At 60.4% G+C, this 18,023-nt stretch carries 12 protein-coding genes; 9 read left to right on the forward strand and 3 right to left on the reverse strand.

The features are described 5' to 3' along the window. The first annotated feature begins 63 nt into the window (after nucleotides 1–63). The 9 genes from A9K65_RS33450 (at nucleotide 64) to cyoD (ending at nucleotide 11,188) form a co-directional block, all read left to right on the forward strand. Nucleotides 64–1,671 (forward strand): ABC transporter substrate-binding protein, encoded by a 1,608-nt coding sequence (locus tag A9K65_RS33450; RefSeq protein WP_063173935.1) that lies wholly within the window; start codon nucleotides 64–66, stop codon nucleotides 1,669–1,671. 88 nt (nucleotides 1,672–1,759) lie between these two features. Then, nucleotides 1,760–2,806 carry an ABC transporter permease gene (locus tag A9K65_RS33455; protein WP_063173936.1) on the forward strand — a complete coding sequence of 349 codons (1,047 nt, stop codon included), beginning with the start codon at nucleotides 1,760–1,762 and terminating at the stop codon, nucleotides 2,804–2,806. Further along, the gene (locus A9K65_RS33460; RefSeq protein ID WP_064994879.1) at nucleotides 2,803–3,687 is read left to right on the forward strand and encodes an ABC transporter permease; all 885 of its coding nucleotides are present in this window, start codon (nucleotides 2,803–2,805) and stop codon (nucleotides 3,685–3,687) included. The genes A9K65_RS33455 and A9K65_RS33460 overlap by 4 nt, the downstream gene beginning before the upstream one ends. Continuing rightward, nucleotides 3,677–5,308, forward strand: coding sequence for an ABC transporter ATP-binding protein (locus A9K65_RS33465; protein WP_064994880.1), 1,632 nt, complete (start codon nucleotides 3,677–3,679; stop codon nucleotides 5,306–5,308). The genes A9K65_RS33460 and A9K65_RS33465 overlap by 11 nt, the downstream gene beginning before the upstream one ends. A gap of 534 nt (nucleotides 5,309–5,842) precedes the next feature. After that, complete coding sequence (locus A9K65_RS33470; protein ID WP_064994881.1) at nucleotides 5,843–6,712, forward strand: MBL fold metallo-hydrolase; 870 nt, start codon at nucleotides 5,843–5,845, stop codon at nucleotides 6,710–6,712. A gap of 357 nt (nucleotides 6,713–7,069) precedes the next feature. Then, nucleotides 7,070–8,092 carry a ubiquinol oxidase subunit II gene (gene cyoA / locus A9K65_RS33475; protein WP_064994882.1) on the forward strand — a complete coding sequence of 341 codons (1,023 nt, stop codon included), beginning with the start codon at nucleotides 7,070–7,072 and terminating at the stop codon, nucleotides 8,090–8,092. 2 nt (nucleotides 8,093–8,094) lie between these two features. Further along, nucleotides 8,095–10,098 (forward strand): cytochrome o ubiquinol oxidase subunit I, encoded by a 2,004-nt coding sequence (gene cyoB / locus A9K65_RS33480; RefSeq protein ID WP_064994886.1) that lies wholly within the window; start codon nucleotides 8,095–8,097, stop codon nucleotides 10,096–10,098. Next, nucleotides 10,095–10,781, forward strand: coding sequence for a cytochrome (ubi)quinol oxidase subunit III (locus A9K65_RS33485; protein ID WP_082826763.1), 687 nt, complete (start codon nucleotides 10,095–10,097; stop codon nucleotides 10,779–10,781). Before cyoB ends, A9K65_RS33485 begins: the two co-directional genes overlap by 4 nt. Next, nucleotides 10,778–11,188: a cytochrome o ubiquinol oxidase subunit IV gene (gene cyoD, locus A9K65_RS33490; protein ID WP_013525252.1), complete on the forward strand. Its 411-nt coding sequence runs from the start codon at nucleotides 10,778–10,780 to the stop codon at nucleotides 11,186–11,188. The genes A9K65_RS33485 and cyoD overlap by 4 nt, the downstream gene beginning before the upstream one ends. A 77-nt stretch (nucleotides 11,189–11,265) precedes the next feature. Here the strand turns inward: cyoD and A9K65_RS33495 are convergent, their stop codons facing one another. The 3 genes from A9K65_RS33495 to A9K65_RS33515 form a co-directional block, all read right to left on the reverse strand. Continuing rightward, a complete protein-coding gene (locus A9K65_RS33495) occupies nucleotides 11,266–14,655 on the reverse strand; it encodes a DEAD/DEAH box helicase (RefSeq protein WP_064994883.1) in 3,390 nt (1,129 codons plus the stop codon). A 981-nt stretch (nucleotides 14,656–15,636) separates the two neighbouring features. Beyond that, nucleotides 15,637–17,211: an alpha/beta fold hydrolase gene (locus tag A9K65_RS36365; RefSeq protein ID WP_245322242.1), complete on the reverse strand. Its 1,575-nt coding sequence runs from the start codon at nucleotides 17,209–17,211 to the stop codon at nucleotides 15,637–15,639. Nucleotides 17,212–17,337: 126 nt separating this feature from the next. Beyond that, nucleotides 17,338–17,616: a DUF488 domain-containing protein gene (locus A9K65_RS33515; RefSeq protein ID WP_082826764.1), complete on the reverse strand. Its 279-nt coding sequence runs from the start codon at nucleotides 17,614–17,616 to the stop codon at nucleotides 17,338–17,340. Between the last annotated feature and the right edge of the window lie 407 nt (nucleotides 17,617–18,023).

Raw genomic sequence — 18,023 nt, forward strand, 5'->3', positions numbered from 1 at the left:
GCAGATTTGTTCGCCGGTGCTTGACGAGAAATAACGCGGGGAACTCCGCAATGGGAGAGTCAAATGTCAGAATCTGAATACAAGCTTGGTATCGCGCAAAGCCTGGTCGGAGGCGGCAAGGTTTCCCGCCGCGACTTCATTCATCTTGGGCTGGCCGCGGGCCTGACCGTTGCCGCCGCCGACCGGCTGTTCGTGAGCACGGCGCGGGCCGAACCGATGCAGGGCGGCTTCGCCAAGCTCGGCATGGCTCATGGCGCGACGACGGATTCGATCGATCCGGCCGGCTACCCCGACACGTTCACACAAACCGCATTTTCGGGCTCGCTGTCCAACAGCCTCACTGAGGTCGACGCTAAAGGCAATGTCCAACCGGACCTCGCCGAGAGCTTTGAAACTTCGCATGGAGCCAAAACCTGGGCTTTCAAGCTGCGCAAAGGCGCAACCTTTCACAACGGCAAGACCGTGACGGCGGATGACGTCGTGACCTCCTTGCAATATCACATGGGCAAGGACACCAAATCGGCGGCGAAGTCGCTGTTGGACTCCGTCGCCGATGTCAAGTCGGACGGCCCGGAAACGGTGGTCTTCACGCTCAAGAGCGGCAACGCCGATTTCCCTTACATCATGAGTGACTACCATCTGGTCATCATGCCGGCCAAGGACGGCAAGGCGGATTGGGCTTCAGGCGTTCGCACCGGTGCTTTCGTCCTCGAGAATTTCCAGCCCGGCGTTTCGGCCAAGCTCAAGCGCAATCCAAACTACTTCAAGAATGGCAAGCCCTATCTCGACGAGGTGGAGTTCATCGCCATCACAGATCTCGCCGCTCGCATGGCGGCGCTATCCACGGGGGAGGTGGACTATATCGGCCGCGCCGACCTCAAGACCCTCGGCATGTTGAAACGCAATCCCAAGGTGGAAATCGTCGAGGTCACTGGCTACGGGCACTATACCTTGCCGATGAATGTCACGATGGCGCCGTTTGATAATCCGGACGTGCGAATGGCATTGAAATGGGCGATCAATCGCCAAGAAATCGTCGACAAGATCTTTCTTGGCCACGCCACTGTGGCCAACGACAACCCGATCGCGCCGGCCATCAAATTCGCCAAGGATCCGCAACCGCAACACAGCTTCGATCCGGAAAAAGCCAAGCACTACCTGAAAAAGGCCGGAATGGAGAACCTGAAGGTGGACCTCTCGGTGGCCGATGCCGCCTTTGCGGGGGCGGTGGATGCGGCTTCGCTCATTCGCGAAACGGCAGCCCAATGCGGCATCGACGTCAATGTCGTGCGTGAGGCCGAGGACGCTTATTGGGACAATGTCTGGCTGAAGAAATCCTGGTGCGCTTCCTATTGGAGCGGTCGGGCAACCGCCGACTGGATGTTCACGCAAGCCTTTGCCGCGGACTCCAGCTGGAACGAAACGTTCTGGAAAAATCCCCACTTCAACGAATTGCTTGTCCAGGCACGCGCCGAGACGGACGAAGCCAAACGAGCGGCGATGTATGCCGAGATGCAGCAACTAACCCACGATGACGGCGGCAGCATCGTGCTGGTCTTCAACAATTTCGTCAGCGCCCAATCCAAAAAGCTCGCACACGGTGATGTGGCGCCCAACTGGGAGAACGATGGACTGAAAATGGCCGAACGCTGGTGGATCGCCACGGCATGAGATGGCGGGCCGGAGCCGCGATGGTTTTGAGGCTCCGGTCAGCTGGCTCCGAGTGCAGGGTTGCCGCCCAAAGGGAAACGCCACGCACATGAACCCCGTCGCAAGAACGGTCCTGCAGCGCCTTGGCCTCGGTCTGGTCACTTTGTTCATCGTGTCCATCATCATCTTCTCTGCGATCGCGATGCTCCCAGGCGACTTCGCCAAGGCCACGCTCGGGCAGTCGGCGACGCCCGAAACGGTCGCCGCGTTCCAGCGGGAGATCGGCATCGATCGTCCGCCTGTCGAGCGCTACTTCGCTTGGGTCGCCCAGATGCTCCATGGCGATTTCGGCTCTTCGTTTGCGAGCCGCACCGGATATCGGCGTACCGTGGCCGAGATCATCGCACCCCGCCTCTACAACACGATGTTCCTTGCAGCGGTGACGGCGCTGATAGCCGTTCCCCTGGCCTTGGGGCTTGGCATTCTGGCTGCGCTGTACCGCAACGGCTGGTTCGACCGGCTGGTGAATGTCGCGACACTGACAACCATTTCATTCCCGGAATTTTTCGTCGCTTATATGCTCGCCTACCTGGTGATCTCGCGCGACACGTTCATCGGATCCGATTTCGCTCAAACGCTGCCTCATTGGCTCACTGTCTCGCTGAACTGGGCGCTCAATGCGGTTCCCAAATTTCCGACATTGTCGAATGTGAACGATCAGACGCCATTTTGGGAGCATCTCTGGAAAGTCGCCCTGCCGGCAATCACCCTTACGCTTGTAATCGTGGCCCACATGATGCGCATGACCCGAGCGGCCATCATCAACATGCTGTCAAGCCCCTACATCGATATGGCGCGCCTCAAGGGAATGTCCCCGATGGTGATCGTGCTGAGGCATGCCCTGCCCAATGCCTGGGCTCCGATCGTCACTGTGGTCGCGTTCAATCTGGCGTATCTCATCGTCGGAGTGGTCGTGGTCGAGGTCGTGTTCGTTTACCCCGGCATCGGCCAGCTGATGGTTGACGCGGTAAAATCCAGGGATGTTCCGGTTGTCCAGGCCTGCGCCCTGATTTTCGCCGCAACTTATATCCTTCTCAACCTGCTAGCCGACATTATTTCCATCGCCACCAATCCCAGGCTCTTGCACCCACGATGACCAGATCCGAAACTGTCGCGGAGCTTCAGAGGCTGAGGCGCTCGCGTGCCACCCGGGCGAAAACTGCGCTGAAGAAGGCACCGTTCAGCGCGTGGTTCGGCATCGTCGTGATCCTCGGCTACGTCTTTGTTGCGGTCTTCGCGCACTGGATAGCCCCATATGGCGAGACGCAGGTTTTCAGCGAAGCCTTCGCGCCGTGGAGCCAGGAGTTCAAACTGGGAACCGATCAGCTCGGCCGCGACATGCTCACCCGCTTGATCTACGGTGCGCGCAACACCATCGCTATAGCGGTCGCGACCACGTTGCTGTCCTTCGCGGTCGGCGTCTCGCTCGGCCTTCTTGCCGCATTGTACAGGGGGTGGCTCGACCAGATCTTGTCACGTGCGGTGGACGTGCTGATGTCAATCCCGAGTCTGATCTTCGCGCTGGTGCTGCTGACGATCTTCGGCTCTTCGATCACGAGCCTGATTGTCATCATTGCGCTTCTCGATTCCACCCGGGTCTTTCGGCTTTCTCGCGCCGTCGGGCTTAACGTGGCGGTGATGGAATATGTCGAGGTGGCAAGATTACGCGGTGAGGGACCAAAATGGATCATCGCCAAGGAAATCCTTCCCAATGTCATGCCGCCACTGGTCGCCGAGTTCGGCTTGCGATTCTGCTTCGTGTTCCTGACAGTCGCGGCGCTGTCGTTTCTCGGCGTCGGTATTCAGCCGCCGACGGCCGATTGGGGATCAATGGTGCGCGAGAACGCGACCCTGATCACCTACGGCGACGTCACCCCGCTACTTCCGGCCGGCGCGATTGCTCTCCTTACCGTGTCCGTGAATTTCGTTGTGGACTGGTTCCTGCACGCAACAAGCGGGTTGCGGGATGAAAAGTAGCGGTCCAGGCTCACGCGAAAAAGGCAAGGATCTACTTCAAATCCGCAATCTGCATGTGGAGGGGTTCTCGGACGAGCGCTGGCATCCGATTGTCCGCGGGATCGATCTGACGCTGAAGCGGGGCGAGGTTCTTGGCCTGATCGGCGAATCAGGCGCCGGCAAGTCCACCATTGGCCTTGCCGCAATGGGTTATGCCAAGCCGGGCTGCCGGATCATGCAAGGCTCGGTCCTGTTCGACGGGATTGATCTTCTGGCAGTCAATGAAAAAGGGCGCCGTCGCCTCAGGGGCTCCCGCATTGCCTATGTCGCACAAAGCGCGGCTGCCTCTTTCAATCCGGCACATCGGCTCTTGGAACAAACCGTCGAAACAGCGGTGGCGCATGGAATTGCCGGCCGGGAAGAGGCGAACCGGAGCGCCGTCGATCTTTATCGACGCCTTCAACTCCCAGAACCGGAGACCATAGGCTTTCGCTATCCTCATCAGGTCTCCGGCGGGCAGTTGCAACGGGCAATGACAGCGATGGCAATGGCTTGTCGTCCGGACCTCATAATATTCGACGAGCCAACAACCGCGCTCGACGTGACCACGCAGGTTGAAGTTCTAGCTTCCATTCGCAACATCGTGGAGGAATTCAGCACCGCTGCAATCTACGTGACGCATGACCTGGCGGTGGTGGCGCAAATGGCGGATCGTATCATGGTTCTGCGCCACGGACGCACCGTGGAGGAGGCTGATACACGCCAGATGCTGGCCTCGCCCAGCCAAGAATATACCAAAACGCTCTGGGCCGTACGCAAGCTCGACAAGCCCGAAGTTCCAGCCGATGACTATCTGCTGACGATAGACAACGTTACCGCGGCCTATGCAGGAAAGGTCAAGGTGCTCCAGGATGTCTCCATCAAGGTTCCGCGCGGAAGAACCGTGGCTGTGGTCGGCGAATCCGGTTCGGGCAAATCGACGCTCGCGCGAGTCGTCACCGGTCTCTTGCCGCCAATTTCAGGTTTGATTTCTTTTGCCGGGCAGCCCCTTTCCACGAGCCTGAAGACGCGGCCGAAGGAGGTCCTGCGCCGCATGCAGATGATTTACCAAATGCCCGACAACGCCCTGAATCCGCGCCAGACGGTCGAAGAAATCATAGCTCGGCCGCTCGAATTCTACCTCGGCCTAAAGGGCGCGCAGAAGGATCGCCGGATCTGCGAACTTATGCACATGGTCGAGATGAGCGAGGATTTTCTGGAACGCCTGCCTGGCGAGCTATCGGGCGGCCAAAAGCAACGCGTCTGCATTGCCCGGGCGTTGGCAGCCGATCCAGAGCTTATCATCTGTGACGAGATCACGTCCGCGCTCGACCAGATCGTCCAAGAGGAAATCCTCAAGCTTCTCATGCGCCTGCAGCGTGAACTCGAAATGAGCTACATCTTCATTACCCACGACATTGCTACCGTAAGGGCGATAGCCGACCAAATCGTTGTCATGCACCAGGGCAAAGTCGTTGAACAGGGACTGAAGAGCCAAGTTCTCACACCTCCCCATGCCGCTTACACCGAACGGCTTTTGTCGTCCGTACCGGAAATGGATCCGGACTGGCTTACAAGGCTGCTGGCCAGCCGGAAAGTCTGACAGGGGGACCCCGTCCACCTAGGCCCCTGGCATCCTTCCACGTGCTTTGAAGGGCATGATCGTGCTCCGCTTCAATCGGGCTGGCCAGCCCGACAAACGGAGCTAACCATTTTACCGTTTCGCCGCTAAGAAAGCTGGCGACCCAGGAGATCTCGGTATTAGCTCACGAACAGCAGCTTCTGTTTGCTTAAAAGAAGCGCTCTGAGGCACATCAGAGCTACGACGCAGTCCCTGTGATGTATGCTTTTTGGAAGCGGCTGCTAATCTCTCAATGACCAAGATTGGGCAGCAAAGCTGCCAAGGGGTGTAAGATAAATGCAGCCAGCGAATGGGTGGCCTAGCTTCTTGACTCAATTTGGGCGAACCGCCTCGTAACCAGTTAATAAATAACGTCGGGTTAGTCGCGCTGTCTGCAATCCGGGTGGCGAACGAGGATCAAGGAAGGAACAAGGGGGCCGTGCCCAAGTTCGGGGCATGTACCACCGCCGCCGATGAACTCGAGCGGCTGCGCAGCAACAACCGAGGCACGGGATCATGACCGTTCAGATTCGACTTTCCGAGATCGACCACGCCAGGCGCGAAGATCATGGCGACGGTGCCTGGAGCATCGCACCGGACCTGGGTTATTTGCGGCTGGCAATCGTCAATGTCGTGTTCTTCGGCGCACCGCGCAGCGGAGATCGGAACTGGGTGCTAATAGATACGGGGTTGCCGACGTCGAGAAGCAGTATTCTTGCGGTCGCGGAAAAGCGGTTTGGCACCAACGCACGGCCTGCCGCGGTTATCCTGACACACGGCCATTTTGACCATGTGGGAACGGTTCTGGACCTCGCGAATAGGTGGGAGGTGCCCGTCTTCGCGCATCGACTCGAGCGGCCCTATTTGGACGGAACTGAATGTTATCCGGCACCGGATCCCTGGGTCGGGGGCGGACTGATGGCGCTGCTTTCGCCGCTCTTTCCACGCGGGCCGATCGATCTTGGCAACCGATTGGAACTCTTGCCCTCCGACGGATCGGTCCCCGGAATGCCCGGATGGCAATGGCTGCACACACCCGGGCACGCCCCTGGTCACATTTCGCTCTGGCGCGAGGAAGACCGCTCGCTGATCGTAGGGGACGCTTTCATCACCACCGGTCAGGAGTCGGTCTATGAGGTCGCCGTCCAGGATCTCGAGATGCACGGTCCGCCGCGCTACTTCACGCCGGACTGGGATGCGGCGGAAAGATCTGTGAAGCGTCTGGCTGCCCTGAACCCTCAGATGGTCATCACTGGACACGGTGCGGCTGCCGCTGGAGTGGGCATGCGTAAAGCTCTTGACAGTCTGGCTGAGCGCTTCACGGTGTTCGCCGTCCCGCCGAAATCAAAATTCGTACGCGAGCCAGCGATGGCTGCAAATAGCTGAGGTAACCGAGCCGCCGTCGTTGTGAATATGGTCACGTTGGACAACTCCATCTCTCGAGCAGGTAGAGTTCCCCCTCGGGTCGCGCCCATGTCGCCCAAACACTGACAAGCGGAACAATCCCGGGAGGTGCCAGTTAGGCGTCGCACGCTTGGGCGACTTGCGGCCAGCCCCGTCCCGGCTCCACCAGCTTGATGGGGTGATCGACTTAGCTGTGCTCCATCGCCGTGCCGCCGAATGGAGTCTGTGCACGAGCCAGCGAGGAGGAACAAACCTAGGAAGCGCCAGTTAGGTCCTTCGTCCGGCGGAGGGCGGCACCCCGGCCACGCGCCTTGAAGTTGGTTCAGAGGAAGGCTTCAGATGAGAAGTGCCAAGAGCGCGTGCCCCAAGAACGCGTCCTCTCCAGGATTGGTGGCCGAGCAAGTGTTGTTGCCATCCAGCCCCAAGCCGGGGCGGCAACTGCTCTGGATCCCGGCAATCGCATTCTTGCCCGGTTGCGCGGGGGGTGTGCTCGACCCGCAAGGACCCATTGGCTCGGGCAACCGCACGATCCTCTTGAACTCACTGGCGGTGATGCTGGTGATCGTTGTTCCGACGCTTGTTGCGCTCTTGGCCTTCGCATGGAAATTCCGCGCCTCGAACAGCGACGCGCGCTATGACCCGGAGTTCACCTATTCGGGGCGCATCGAGTTGATCGTCTGGTCGATCCCCACGCTCACCATCCTTTTCCTTGGCGGGCTGATCTATTACGGATCGTACCAGCTCGATCCGCGCAAACCGATCCCTTCCGCGCAGCCGCCGCTCGACATCCAGGTGGTGGCGCTCGACTGGAAATGGCTGTTCCTCTATCCCGAGCAGGGCGTGGGCGCTGTCAATCAATTGGTCATCCCCGCCGGCGTTCCAGTTCATTTCAAGCTGACCTCGGCCAGCGTGATGAACACGTTCTTCGTGCCCCAGCTTGGCAGCATGGTCTACGTCATGAACGGCATGCAGACCGAGTTGCATCTGCAGGCCGACCGCGAGGGCAGCTTTTTCGGCCAGTCGGCGCACTTCAGCGGCGACGGCTTCTCGGACATGAACTTCAGCGTGAGCGCGGTTTCAGCCGATGCCTTCACCCGCTGGACGTCGTCGCTGCGCGGCGGCGGTGGCGTGCTCAACGCGAATGCCTATCGCGAGCTCGCCCGGCAAAGCACCAACGTGCCGCCGTCCACGTTCGGCCATGTTCAGCCCGGGCTGTTCGATGCCGTCGCTCAGCAGATATTGCCCCCGGGTCCGGGGCCGGCCGAAAGTGCCGCCGGCGGCGAGCCACAGGTGAGCCCAAAGGCATTGCCCGCGGCGGCGCCGCCGACGGGGCATCATCCACAGGCAGAAGGGGCGGAATGACGATGCTGGGCAAGCTCGACTCGTCGGCCATTCCCTTCGATCAACCCATCCCGCTCGTCGCGGCTCTCGGCGTCTTTCTGGCAGCGGTCGCCGTGCTTGGATGGATAACGGTGAAGGGCTACTGGCCCTATCTGTGGAACGAGTGGATAAGCTCGGTCGACCACAAGCGCATCGGCGTGATGTACATTGTGCTGGCGATGCTCATGCTTCTGCGTGGCTTCATCGATGCCATCATGATGCGCACGCAACAGGTGCTGGCGATCCACGGGCCGGGCTACCTGCCGCCGGAGCATTACGACCAGATCTTCTCCGCGCACGGCACGATTATGATCTTCTTCGCGGCGATGCCTTTCATGATCGGCCTGATGAATTTCGCCGTACCGCTGCAGCTTGGCATACGCGATGTAGCCTTTCCGACACTCAATTCCGTCAGCTTCTGGCTGACGGCTTCCGGAGCCCTGCTGGTCAACATCTCGCTTGTCATCGGTGAGTTCGCGCGCACCGGCTGGCTGCCCTATGCCCCCTTGTCGGAGACCACCTACTCGCCGGGCGTCGGTGTCGATTACTATCTGTGGTCGATCCAGATCTCCGGCGTCGGCACGCTGCTTACCGGCGTCAACCTGGTGACGACCATCCTCAAGATGCGTGCGCCTGGTATGGGCTACCTGCGAATGCCGATGTTCTGCTGGACCTCGCTCGCGTCCAACCTGCTCATCGTCGCAGCCTTCCCGATCCTCACCGCCACGCTGGCGATGCTGACGCTGGACCGCTATCTCGGCTTCCATTTCTTCACCAACGAAGCCGGCGGAAATCAGATGATGTTCGTCAACCTGATCTGGGCCTGGGGCCATCCCGAGGTCTACATTCTGGTGCTTCCCGCCTTCGGCATCTTCTCCGAGGTCTTCTCGACATTCTCGTCAAAGCCGCTGTTCGGATACCGTTCGATGGTCGCGGCCACGATGTTCATCTGCATCGTCTCGTTCATGGTCTGGCTGCATCATTTCTTCACCATGGGCGCCGGAGCAGACGTCAACGCCGCCTTCGGCATCGCCACGTCGGTCATCGCCGTCGGCACCGGGGTGAAGATCTACAACTGGCTCTTCACCATGTATGGCGGGCGCACCCGCTTCGACACGCCGATGCTTTGGGCGCTGGGCTTCGTGACCACCTTCACCGTCGGCGGCATGACCGGCGTTCTGCTTGCCGTTCCACCGGCCGACTTCGTGCTGCACAACTCCCTTTTCCTCGTCGCGCATTTCCACAACGTCATCATTTCGGGCGTGCTGTTCGGCGCGTTCGCCGGCTTCACCTACTGGTTTCCCAAGGCGTTCGGATTCCGCTTGCACGAAGGCTGGGGCAAGGCCGCATTCTGGGTCACCTTGGCCGGCTACATGCTGGTCTTCGTGCCGCTCTATATCGTCGGTCTGCTCGGCATGACGCGGCGCCTGCAGCATATCGACATGGATCTTTGGGCGCCATGGCTGGTGGTGGCCGCGTTCGGCGTGCTGGTGATGATCGCCGGCGCCGCACTGCAGATCATGCAACTCGCCGTTTCGATCCGACATCGCGACAAGCTTCGCGATGAGACAGGCGACCCATGGGACGGGCGTTCACTGGAATGGTCGACGTCTTCCCCTCCCCCCGTTTTCAACTACGCGCGGCTGCCTTTCGTCGAGGATGAAGAGCCCTACTGGCGCATCAAGCAACGGGCAAGGGAGGAGAAGAGGCCCGGTGCGGAGGAAGGATACGAGCCTATCGAGATGCCGCGCAACAGCCCGACAGGCTTCGTCACCGCCTTCTTCAGCACGCTGATCGGGTTCGCGCTGATCTGGCACATATGGTGGCTGGCGATCGTCGGCTTCATCGGCGCCTACGCGACCTTCGTCGTCTTCGCCTGGCGCGATCATGGGGATTATGAGATTCCCGCCGAAAAGGTCGCGCGCATCGACGATGACCACAAGGCCGCACAGTCAGCCCGGCTGCGGCGCTGGGAGCGGCCGGCATGAGCGATCACGCGTTACCCGGCGACTTCGGCGCGGGCACCCAGGCCCGAGACCCCTATCGGCTTGGTCAGGGCGGCCGACATGGCGTGCGCTCCGCGACCGGCCACGGAGAAGGCGGCCCGGCCTCGAAATTCGTCACCGTGGCATATGGCTTCTGGATCTTTCTGCTGTCCGACATCATCATATTCTCGGCCTTCTTCGCGGCGTATGCCGTGCTTGCCAAGGCGACCGCCGGCGGACCGACCGGCAAGGATTTGTTCGAGCCCACCCGCGTTGCGGTGCAGACGGGCCTTCTGCTCACGTCGAGCTTCACCGGTGGCCTGGCGACACTCGCGACCCATCGCAGATCGATGGCTGCCACGCAGGCCTGGCTGCTCGTCACCGGATTGCTCGGGGCAGCCTTCCTGTTTCTGGAGGTACAGGAATTCGCCGCGATGATCGGCGAGCAGGCGGGGCCTTCGCGCAGCGCATTTCTATCAGCCTTCTTTGCGCTCGTTGGCTGCCACGGCACCCATGTCGGGCTGGGGCTGCTCTGGCTGGGCACAATGATGGCGCAGCTATGGGTCAAGGGTTTTCGGTCGGATATTTTGCGGCGGCTCCACTGCTTCGGGCTTTTCTGGCACGCACTCGACATCATCTGGGTCGCCATCTTCACCCTGGTCTATCTGTTGGGAGCATCGCCATGACCGACACCGAGAGCAGGCCCGGCGAGATGCAGGACCGCCGCGATTCCGCACCGGGCGAGGAACGTATAACCGAGCACGAAGTGGCTGGAGGGCTGTTGGGCTATGTGATCGGCTACGGCCTGGCCATCCTGCTCACGATCGCGTCATTCCTGGCGGCTCAAACCGATCTGATTTACCAGCCGGCGGTGATTTCGGCCCTGGTGGTGCTCGCTGTTGCGCAGATGGGTGTGCATCTAGTCTTTTTTCTGCACCTGACCACCGGGCCGGACAACACCAACAACATCCTGGCCTTGGCCTTCGGCGTGCTGATCGTTGCGCTGGTGGTCCTGGGCTCGGTTTGGATCATGGCCCACCTGAACGAGAACATGGCCGCCATGACGGCCCATCAAGCCGGAACGATGCCTTAAACCTCGCCCTGCTAGTCTTGGCTGAGGTGAATATGAAGCTGGTACATTGTACCGCCGCGGTGGAGATAAAAGGCTCGTCAGACCTCGTGCTTTGGCTGAACTGCACGTATGGCATCTAGCGCCAAGCGGACGGCATCGATGTCTGAGACGCGGGGCTCGATCCGCCTGAAAATCACGCGGCCGTTTCGGTACTCCAGGCCCAACACCTTCCTGTCCCGCCATCGTGACGCCAGAGGCTTGTTGCGCAAGGTGATCGCGACGGCTTCGGGCCCAACATCAACTTTGCCGACACCCAGTTCCGACGCTGCTATCCGCAACCTGGTAAGTTCCAGCAGAACGGTCACTTCGCCAGGCATGTCGCCAAAGCGGTCCTCGAGCTCCTCGCTGAATGCATCAAGGTCCAAGTCAGAACGAATACGAGAGAGCCGCGCATAGAGGCCAACACGGACAGTAGGCTCGTTTACATAGCTTTCGGGAAAAGCCCCTTTTGCAGGCACGTTGATGTTGGCAAGTTGCCTGTTGGGGTCGGCCCCTTCTCCAGCCGCCGAGACCGCCCGCTCCAGCAAGTGCTCGTAGAGGCCCACTCCGATCAGTTTCATATGCCCAGCCTGATCTTCGCCGAACAGATCGCCGGCGCCGCGCAGGTCGAGGTCCCTTTGACTGATTGCCAGGCCGGAGCCAAGCCGATCGAGCGCAAGCATTGTCGAAAGCCGGGCCCTGGTGCCGTCGGCCAGCTCAACGCCAGGTTCCGTCAGAAGAAACGCAGCCGCTTGCATCGCTCCTCTACCGACCCGACCCCGTAGCTGGTGCAACTGCGCCAGACCGAACCGGTCCGGGCGCCAGACAATGATGGTGTTGGCTCGAGGCACATCGAGCCCACTCTCGATGATGTCGGTGCTCAACAAAATGTCGCCATCACCGTCAGCGAATCCGACCATGACTTCGTCCAGCTGCCTCCCTTTCATTTCACCGTGCGCCGTCATGACGCCGAGTTCCGGCACCAGCCTGTTCAGTTGGTCAGAGACCGGGCCAATGTCCTCGATGCGAGGAACCACGACGAAACTCTGTCCACCCCTGTGAAATTCACGCAAGAGGGCCGCGCGCACCGATGCTGGATCGAACGCCGCCAGTATCGTGCGGACGGGACGTCTTTTGGCGGGCGGAGAGTTTAGAACGCTGACATCCTGGATGCCCGACAGCGCCGATTGCAGCGTCCGCGGTATCGGCGTGGCGCTCATGCTCAGCGTGTGAAGGCAGGGCGCCATCTTCCGCAGGGCCAGCTTCAACTTGACGCCGAACCGGTGCTCCTCGTCAATCACCAGCAGTCCAAGATTGGCGAATGTGACGCTCCTGGACGCCAAGGCCTGAGTACCCACGACGATCGCAACCTGGCCGCTCCGCAGGCCCTCCTTTGCCGCTTTTGCCTTTGCTGCCCCGACCATCCTTGACAGGTGGGCGACCTGCAGGCCCGTTCCTGCGAAACGGCGGCTGAACGTCTCATAGTGCTGTCGTGCCAACACGGTTGTCGGCGCTATGACCGCAACCTGTTTCCCGCAGAGGGCGGCGGCGGCGCAAGCACGCAAAGCCACCTCTGTCTTGCCGAAGCCAACATCACCGCAGACGAGCCGGTTCATTGTTCTCCCCGAGGAAAGGTCGTCGAGCACAGCGCGGATGGCGGCGGCCTGGTCAGGAGTCTCGGTATAGGGAAATTTCGCCGCAAAACGGGCCAAGTCCGCGCGGGAGGGCTTGATGATCTCGGCGGGCTGGCTGGACCTCATCTCGGCAAGGCCCACCAGGCGCTTGGCCAGCCTGTCGATCTCGCGCAACGCAGCCTCGCGTCGCTTGGGCCAGCCCTCGCCGTTGAGGCGATCGAGCGACACTGCCTCCGGTTCCGAGCCGTAGCGCCATATTTTCCCAAAGTCGTCGACCGGAACCAGCAAGGAAGCCCCGCCATGATATTCCAGCCTGACAACATCCTGGTGCTGACCAGCCAAGTCGACCTGTTCGACCGCCGCGAGCACGCCCAGGCCATGGTCTTCATGGACGACGACGTCGCCGATGCGCAACTCGGGTTCGAGTATGCTTGCGGCCATGCCGGCATCCGCCTTCAACGCAGGGCCAAACAGGTCGGCTGCGGCGACCATCGCGATACCGGATTGCGCGTCGACAAACCCTTCATCGAGGACGAAGCCAGCCTTGAGAAGAGAGCCTCTCGCGGCCGAAAGTATTTGCGGTAAGTCGACCGCTTCCTCAGCCCTCCGGCCTAGCTTTCTATTGAGCAGGCGATCTGCTCGCTGCAGTTCAGAGGCATCGCCGGTCAACACCACCCTGGCCCCGGCGCTTGTCTGCCTTGTCACGAATTCAGCGATTTCGTACCCGGGCCGGGCCTGGCGAAAGAATTTGGGAACTCGCTCGGCAGAAACGGCAAGTCTCGTGGAGCGGTTGCGCACGGAAGCATCCCACTCTTCACGCGACAGATAGAATTGTTCCGGCAAAGGTTTCTCGCGCCCGGCAGCCTCCTGCCTGGCACGGCGTGCATCCTCGATCAGGTCCAGAATTTTGTCGAGCGGCTGCCCGTCGATCCCTTCAAGGAAGGAGATCGAGGCGCTCGACGCACTGTCGAAGACAGATGGCATCGCGCCATATAATGCGACCAGGCGCTCTTCCATCGACGTCGCGCGCATCGCTGTCAGCTCAGGATGATCACGAGCTTTAAACATCAGCTCGGATGCCGGTCCGACAGCAATCGAGTCTCGAACCTGGTCGCTGAGCTGACTGATCGGATCGTAGGTCTTGAGCTCTCGAATGCAGCTGTCTGGGCCAAGGACGACGCGAACGGGGTCCTCCGCGCCAGCGGGGAAGATGTCCATGAGATCGCCCCGAAAAGCTATTTCACCCGGTTCGTCGACCCTCTCGTCGACGAGATAGCCAAAAGCTTCGGACCTTGTTCTGAAATCATCCCGGTCGAACTTTTGTCCCACCTCCAGAATTGCGAAACCGCCAGCAATGACCTGGGCGGGCGGCACCCGCTGCAGACTGGCTTCGATCGACATTACACCGATGCGCGCACGATCGGGCTTCGTTGCCATGTGACACAACGCACGAAGCCTCCGCCCCATATTGGCGCGTGTGGGCCACACCCTGTCGTAAGGCAGGCAATCCCAGGACGGCAGCAAGATGATCTCCGCGTGCGGCAGGAACTGACGCAAAGCCCCGACGATCTCGTCGGCGCTGCGTTCCGAGGCAGTTATATGGATAATGTGCTTGTGCCGGCTGGCCTCCAGCCCACCGGCCAGCGCTGCCGCGATAGCTGAAGATGGCGGGACGCCGTGCTCTATCGTAAACCCGCTGTCATCCGGGTGATCGATTTGTTCGACATCCGTCCGCGAAATATGCCTGTTCACTGAAATCTCACCTTGTCCCCAGAAGAACGTCAGCACAGCGACCCCGTTCCTGGCGGCGCGCATTAAAGTGTTCCAGGACGGGGCAGCCGGTGCGGCGTTGATGCATTGCTTCCTAGCTGCCCTAAGAACTGGCGGCTGTGATTCTGTCACCTTGAATCACGCTCGACGCCGGCAGAACGCTCTGGTGCGTCGGGCCATGCCGCGCGGTGGCCCGTCCGCCGGAGTTAGTATGTGCACATGCTGAATTGCCGAAATGACGATAACCACGCGAGGGATTGTCGAGAAAGCTGTTCGAGTTCGTCCTCGTCCGTTATCCCAGCTTGGTAGTAAGCCAGGATGCGCGATGCACTCCGTTCTCTCTCGGTTTCGGTCTCGTTTTTTGGGGTTGCTGCGCGCCAAGACGCGGCTCAGTACGGCCAGCTCTGATGGGGTGAAGGCGTCTCTATGCATTGCATCAACTCCGCGCCGCCCGCCTCGGGTGGGGAGCCGAGGCGGGCTGAAGCTGTGGGGATCCAGCTTCCGATGCCGGGCAACAGGCGATTGTGCAAGAGGGATTGTCCGGCGCGGCCCAACGCAGGATGGACAGAATGTTCCGGGAGTTTTGGTGAGGCGAAAATAATTGGCTAAGAGCCAGAAGCACGGCGCAGGATACGGCATGTAAGACTTGCCGGCTGCGATCCAGTCAGCAGCTCGGGCCAATATCCGAATCCTGGATGTGAGTTTCTGGACCTTGCTGAGCATTTAAGAGTTGAGGTACGGCCGTTATGATCTGCGGCAGAAAGAAGGGCTTGGTGATCATATTATGCTGTTGGGAACACCTTCGGCTCCCCAGTGTACCTCGCTATCGCCGCTGATACGCTGCCGCGATCGATTGACGTCCTGAGGTCGCCTTGGACAACGCCAAGACGGGCTTGGTGCTTCGACAGCCAAGTGCCCAGACGATGAGGACGATTGCAGGCCTACAGCAGCCGCGCGAATGGTTTCTCGCTGTAAGCTCGTGTCGGGTTGGTACGCTGCGGCGGCTTGCCGGCGCGGTCGCTTTGATCAAGCTTTCTGCTGATCTTCAGAAGCCTGCTGGATTTGGGTCATCACCTTTCGGGGATCGACATTCTCTGCCAGTTGCCGCAGCTCTTTGTCGGCCGGGGTGGAGACATTCAGACGCGCCGCCAAGGCAGCCACCATCTCGATCAGCCGCGTGGTTTCATGTTCGTTAAGGAGGCTGATCTGCAAATCCAGTTCCGCTCGGCGCTCGCTGTGTTCGGCCATTCTGTTCTGATTGATCAGCACGAAGGTAGACAGGAAGATTGCCTCGACGGAAGCGACCATGGCCAGGATCACGAAAGTTGGGTCCCAAGCTGGGATGGCTGGTATCGCGCCTAGGTTTGCAAGGATCCAGGCGACGAGGATTGCGAGATGCAGATAGACGAAAGTCATGCTCCCCGCGAAGCGCGAAATAGCGCCGGCAATCCGCACCTGAACGCTTTGGTGCTCCTCCTGTTGTCGCCTGTGCTCGACCAGTGCCTCTATGTTCTGGTGGAGCACCGAATGCATGTTGGCTGGACGTTGGTCGCTCATTTGAAAAGCTCGTTTGAACGACGATCTCGTGCAAGCGGCGTCACTTGTCGCCCGCCTGGACATTTGCGGAGCCGGACCTGGCTTGAACTCGTCGGCACGCAGCTTACCTCGCTGCCGACGGTTCGATTGGGAAAGGGCGTGCCGTGCTGAAATCGTGTGCACCATACCGACTACTGCCTGCGGGGCGCTCTGATGAACCATATGGCCAGCGCCCGGAATCACCTCGAGGAGAGACCCACCAACTTCGGCATGCAGGCGCCGTGCATCCCGTTCCGCATCGAACAACCGGTCTCCAGATCCCGCCAGGATGCCGGTCGGTACGGAAATGTCCTTATAGCTGGCCTTCTTCGACAGGGCCGCGGCCAGCATAGATGCTGACTCCGAACAAACCGCCCGCAGTTGGGAAGGGCGGCTGGCGGCATCCTTGGCGGATGCGGCGAAGTCGCTGGCGATCATAGCGGGTCGAAATATCTTTTCCATTGCCCAAGGCCAGGCAAGCCTCACAAGCAGCGGCAACAAGGTGTGGCGAAACCCCGTTCCGATCACCGGCAATGCCGGGAGTGCGGCCAGTGCAAGATCCAGCCGCGGTGGCGGATAGTAATAGCCTGAGACAAGCACAATGCCGGCGACCGATGAAGAATGCCTGCGCGCCAACTCGAGGGCGATCCAGGCTCCCCAGGAATGTCCAAGGACGAGATATTTCTTAATACCCAATCTGCCGGCGGCGGCATGTATGAGGTCGGCTTGGTCGCAAGCGGACCAGCGCCGGGTGCGCGAACGTGAGCTTCGCCCAAAGCCGGGACGGTCAAATGCGAGCACCCGGTAGGTCTTTGCCGCCTCATCGAAGACGCCGCTCGACTTGAAATCCTCCGCCATGGATCCATTGCCATGCAGGAGAAGCAGCGGCATGCCGGTTCCGGCTTCGATAAAATGCAGGCGCAGACCATCAATTGCCATCATACGTCCGCATGTCAGGCTGGCGATCGCACGTTTGGCGCGGATGGCGTTGTATCCCGCTAGTGCCGCTAATGCAGCGACGGACAATCCGGCCGCTAGTTTCGCCCCGTCTCTGTCCAACGCCATTCGCGTGCCTTAGAAGCTGTCTGCGTGACCCAACCTTCGAGGTCACAGCTTGTTCCGCCAGACCCTGTGCCTGGCGTGGAAGGCTTTTCAACGCCTGGCGATCGCCATGGCCGCGATCTTGCAATGATCCATGCTTGCGTCCCGAGGAGATGCTCCCGGGATAAACGATCGTTCCATCATCGCGCACACAGCGCCTGGCGTCAGGCTGGCCTCCTCGGCATGACCGGCCCCAAGAGTATGCATGACGCGTTCGCCTTCTCCGAGCAGGTAGTCGGAAATAATGCGGCGGTGGCACCGCCACCAGACGGCTTCCGCGCACATGATTGGGCAGCGATGCCGGCTGCTAAGCTCTTGCAGTTCCGCCAAGCCTTTGGCGAACGGCTCCGCCGAATCGGACCCAAAGCGGTCTTTGTTCGCCGTTCGTACACGCTTTCAGGCTCAATTGAACCGGTGAGCGCTGTCTGCCAACGTGGCTCTCTTTGGAAAAGTAAGCCCGCTGCCTGGGCGGGGGGCTTGGGGTTAGGCAGCGGGCTTCGTAGGCGATTAGGGGTTCAGAACCCACGCGAACGATGCTCTCAGAGTGTTAACGAAACCTTAACGAAGCTCGGAGCGTTTTACCAATCTTGGTGACCTGTGGATAACCCTCGCAGTTACGCGTTCAATGACAGAGCTGAGGTCCACGGCTTCGCGGTCATGCTGTTCTTCGACAGGTTCCGCCTGCATATTCGGATCACCGTCTCATCCATTGATGCCCGCCCAGGTGAACCGTGATC

Source organism: Mesorhizobium sp. WSM1497 (genome assembly GCF_001672455.2).
In the GTDB taxonomy this organism is placed as follows: Bacteria; Pseudomonadota; Alphaproteobacteria; order Rhizobiales; family Rhizobiaceae; genus Mesorhizobium; species Mesorhizobium ciceri.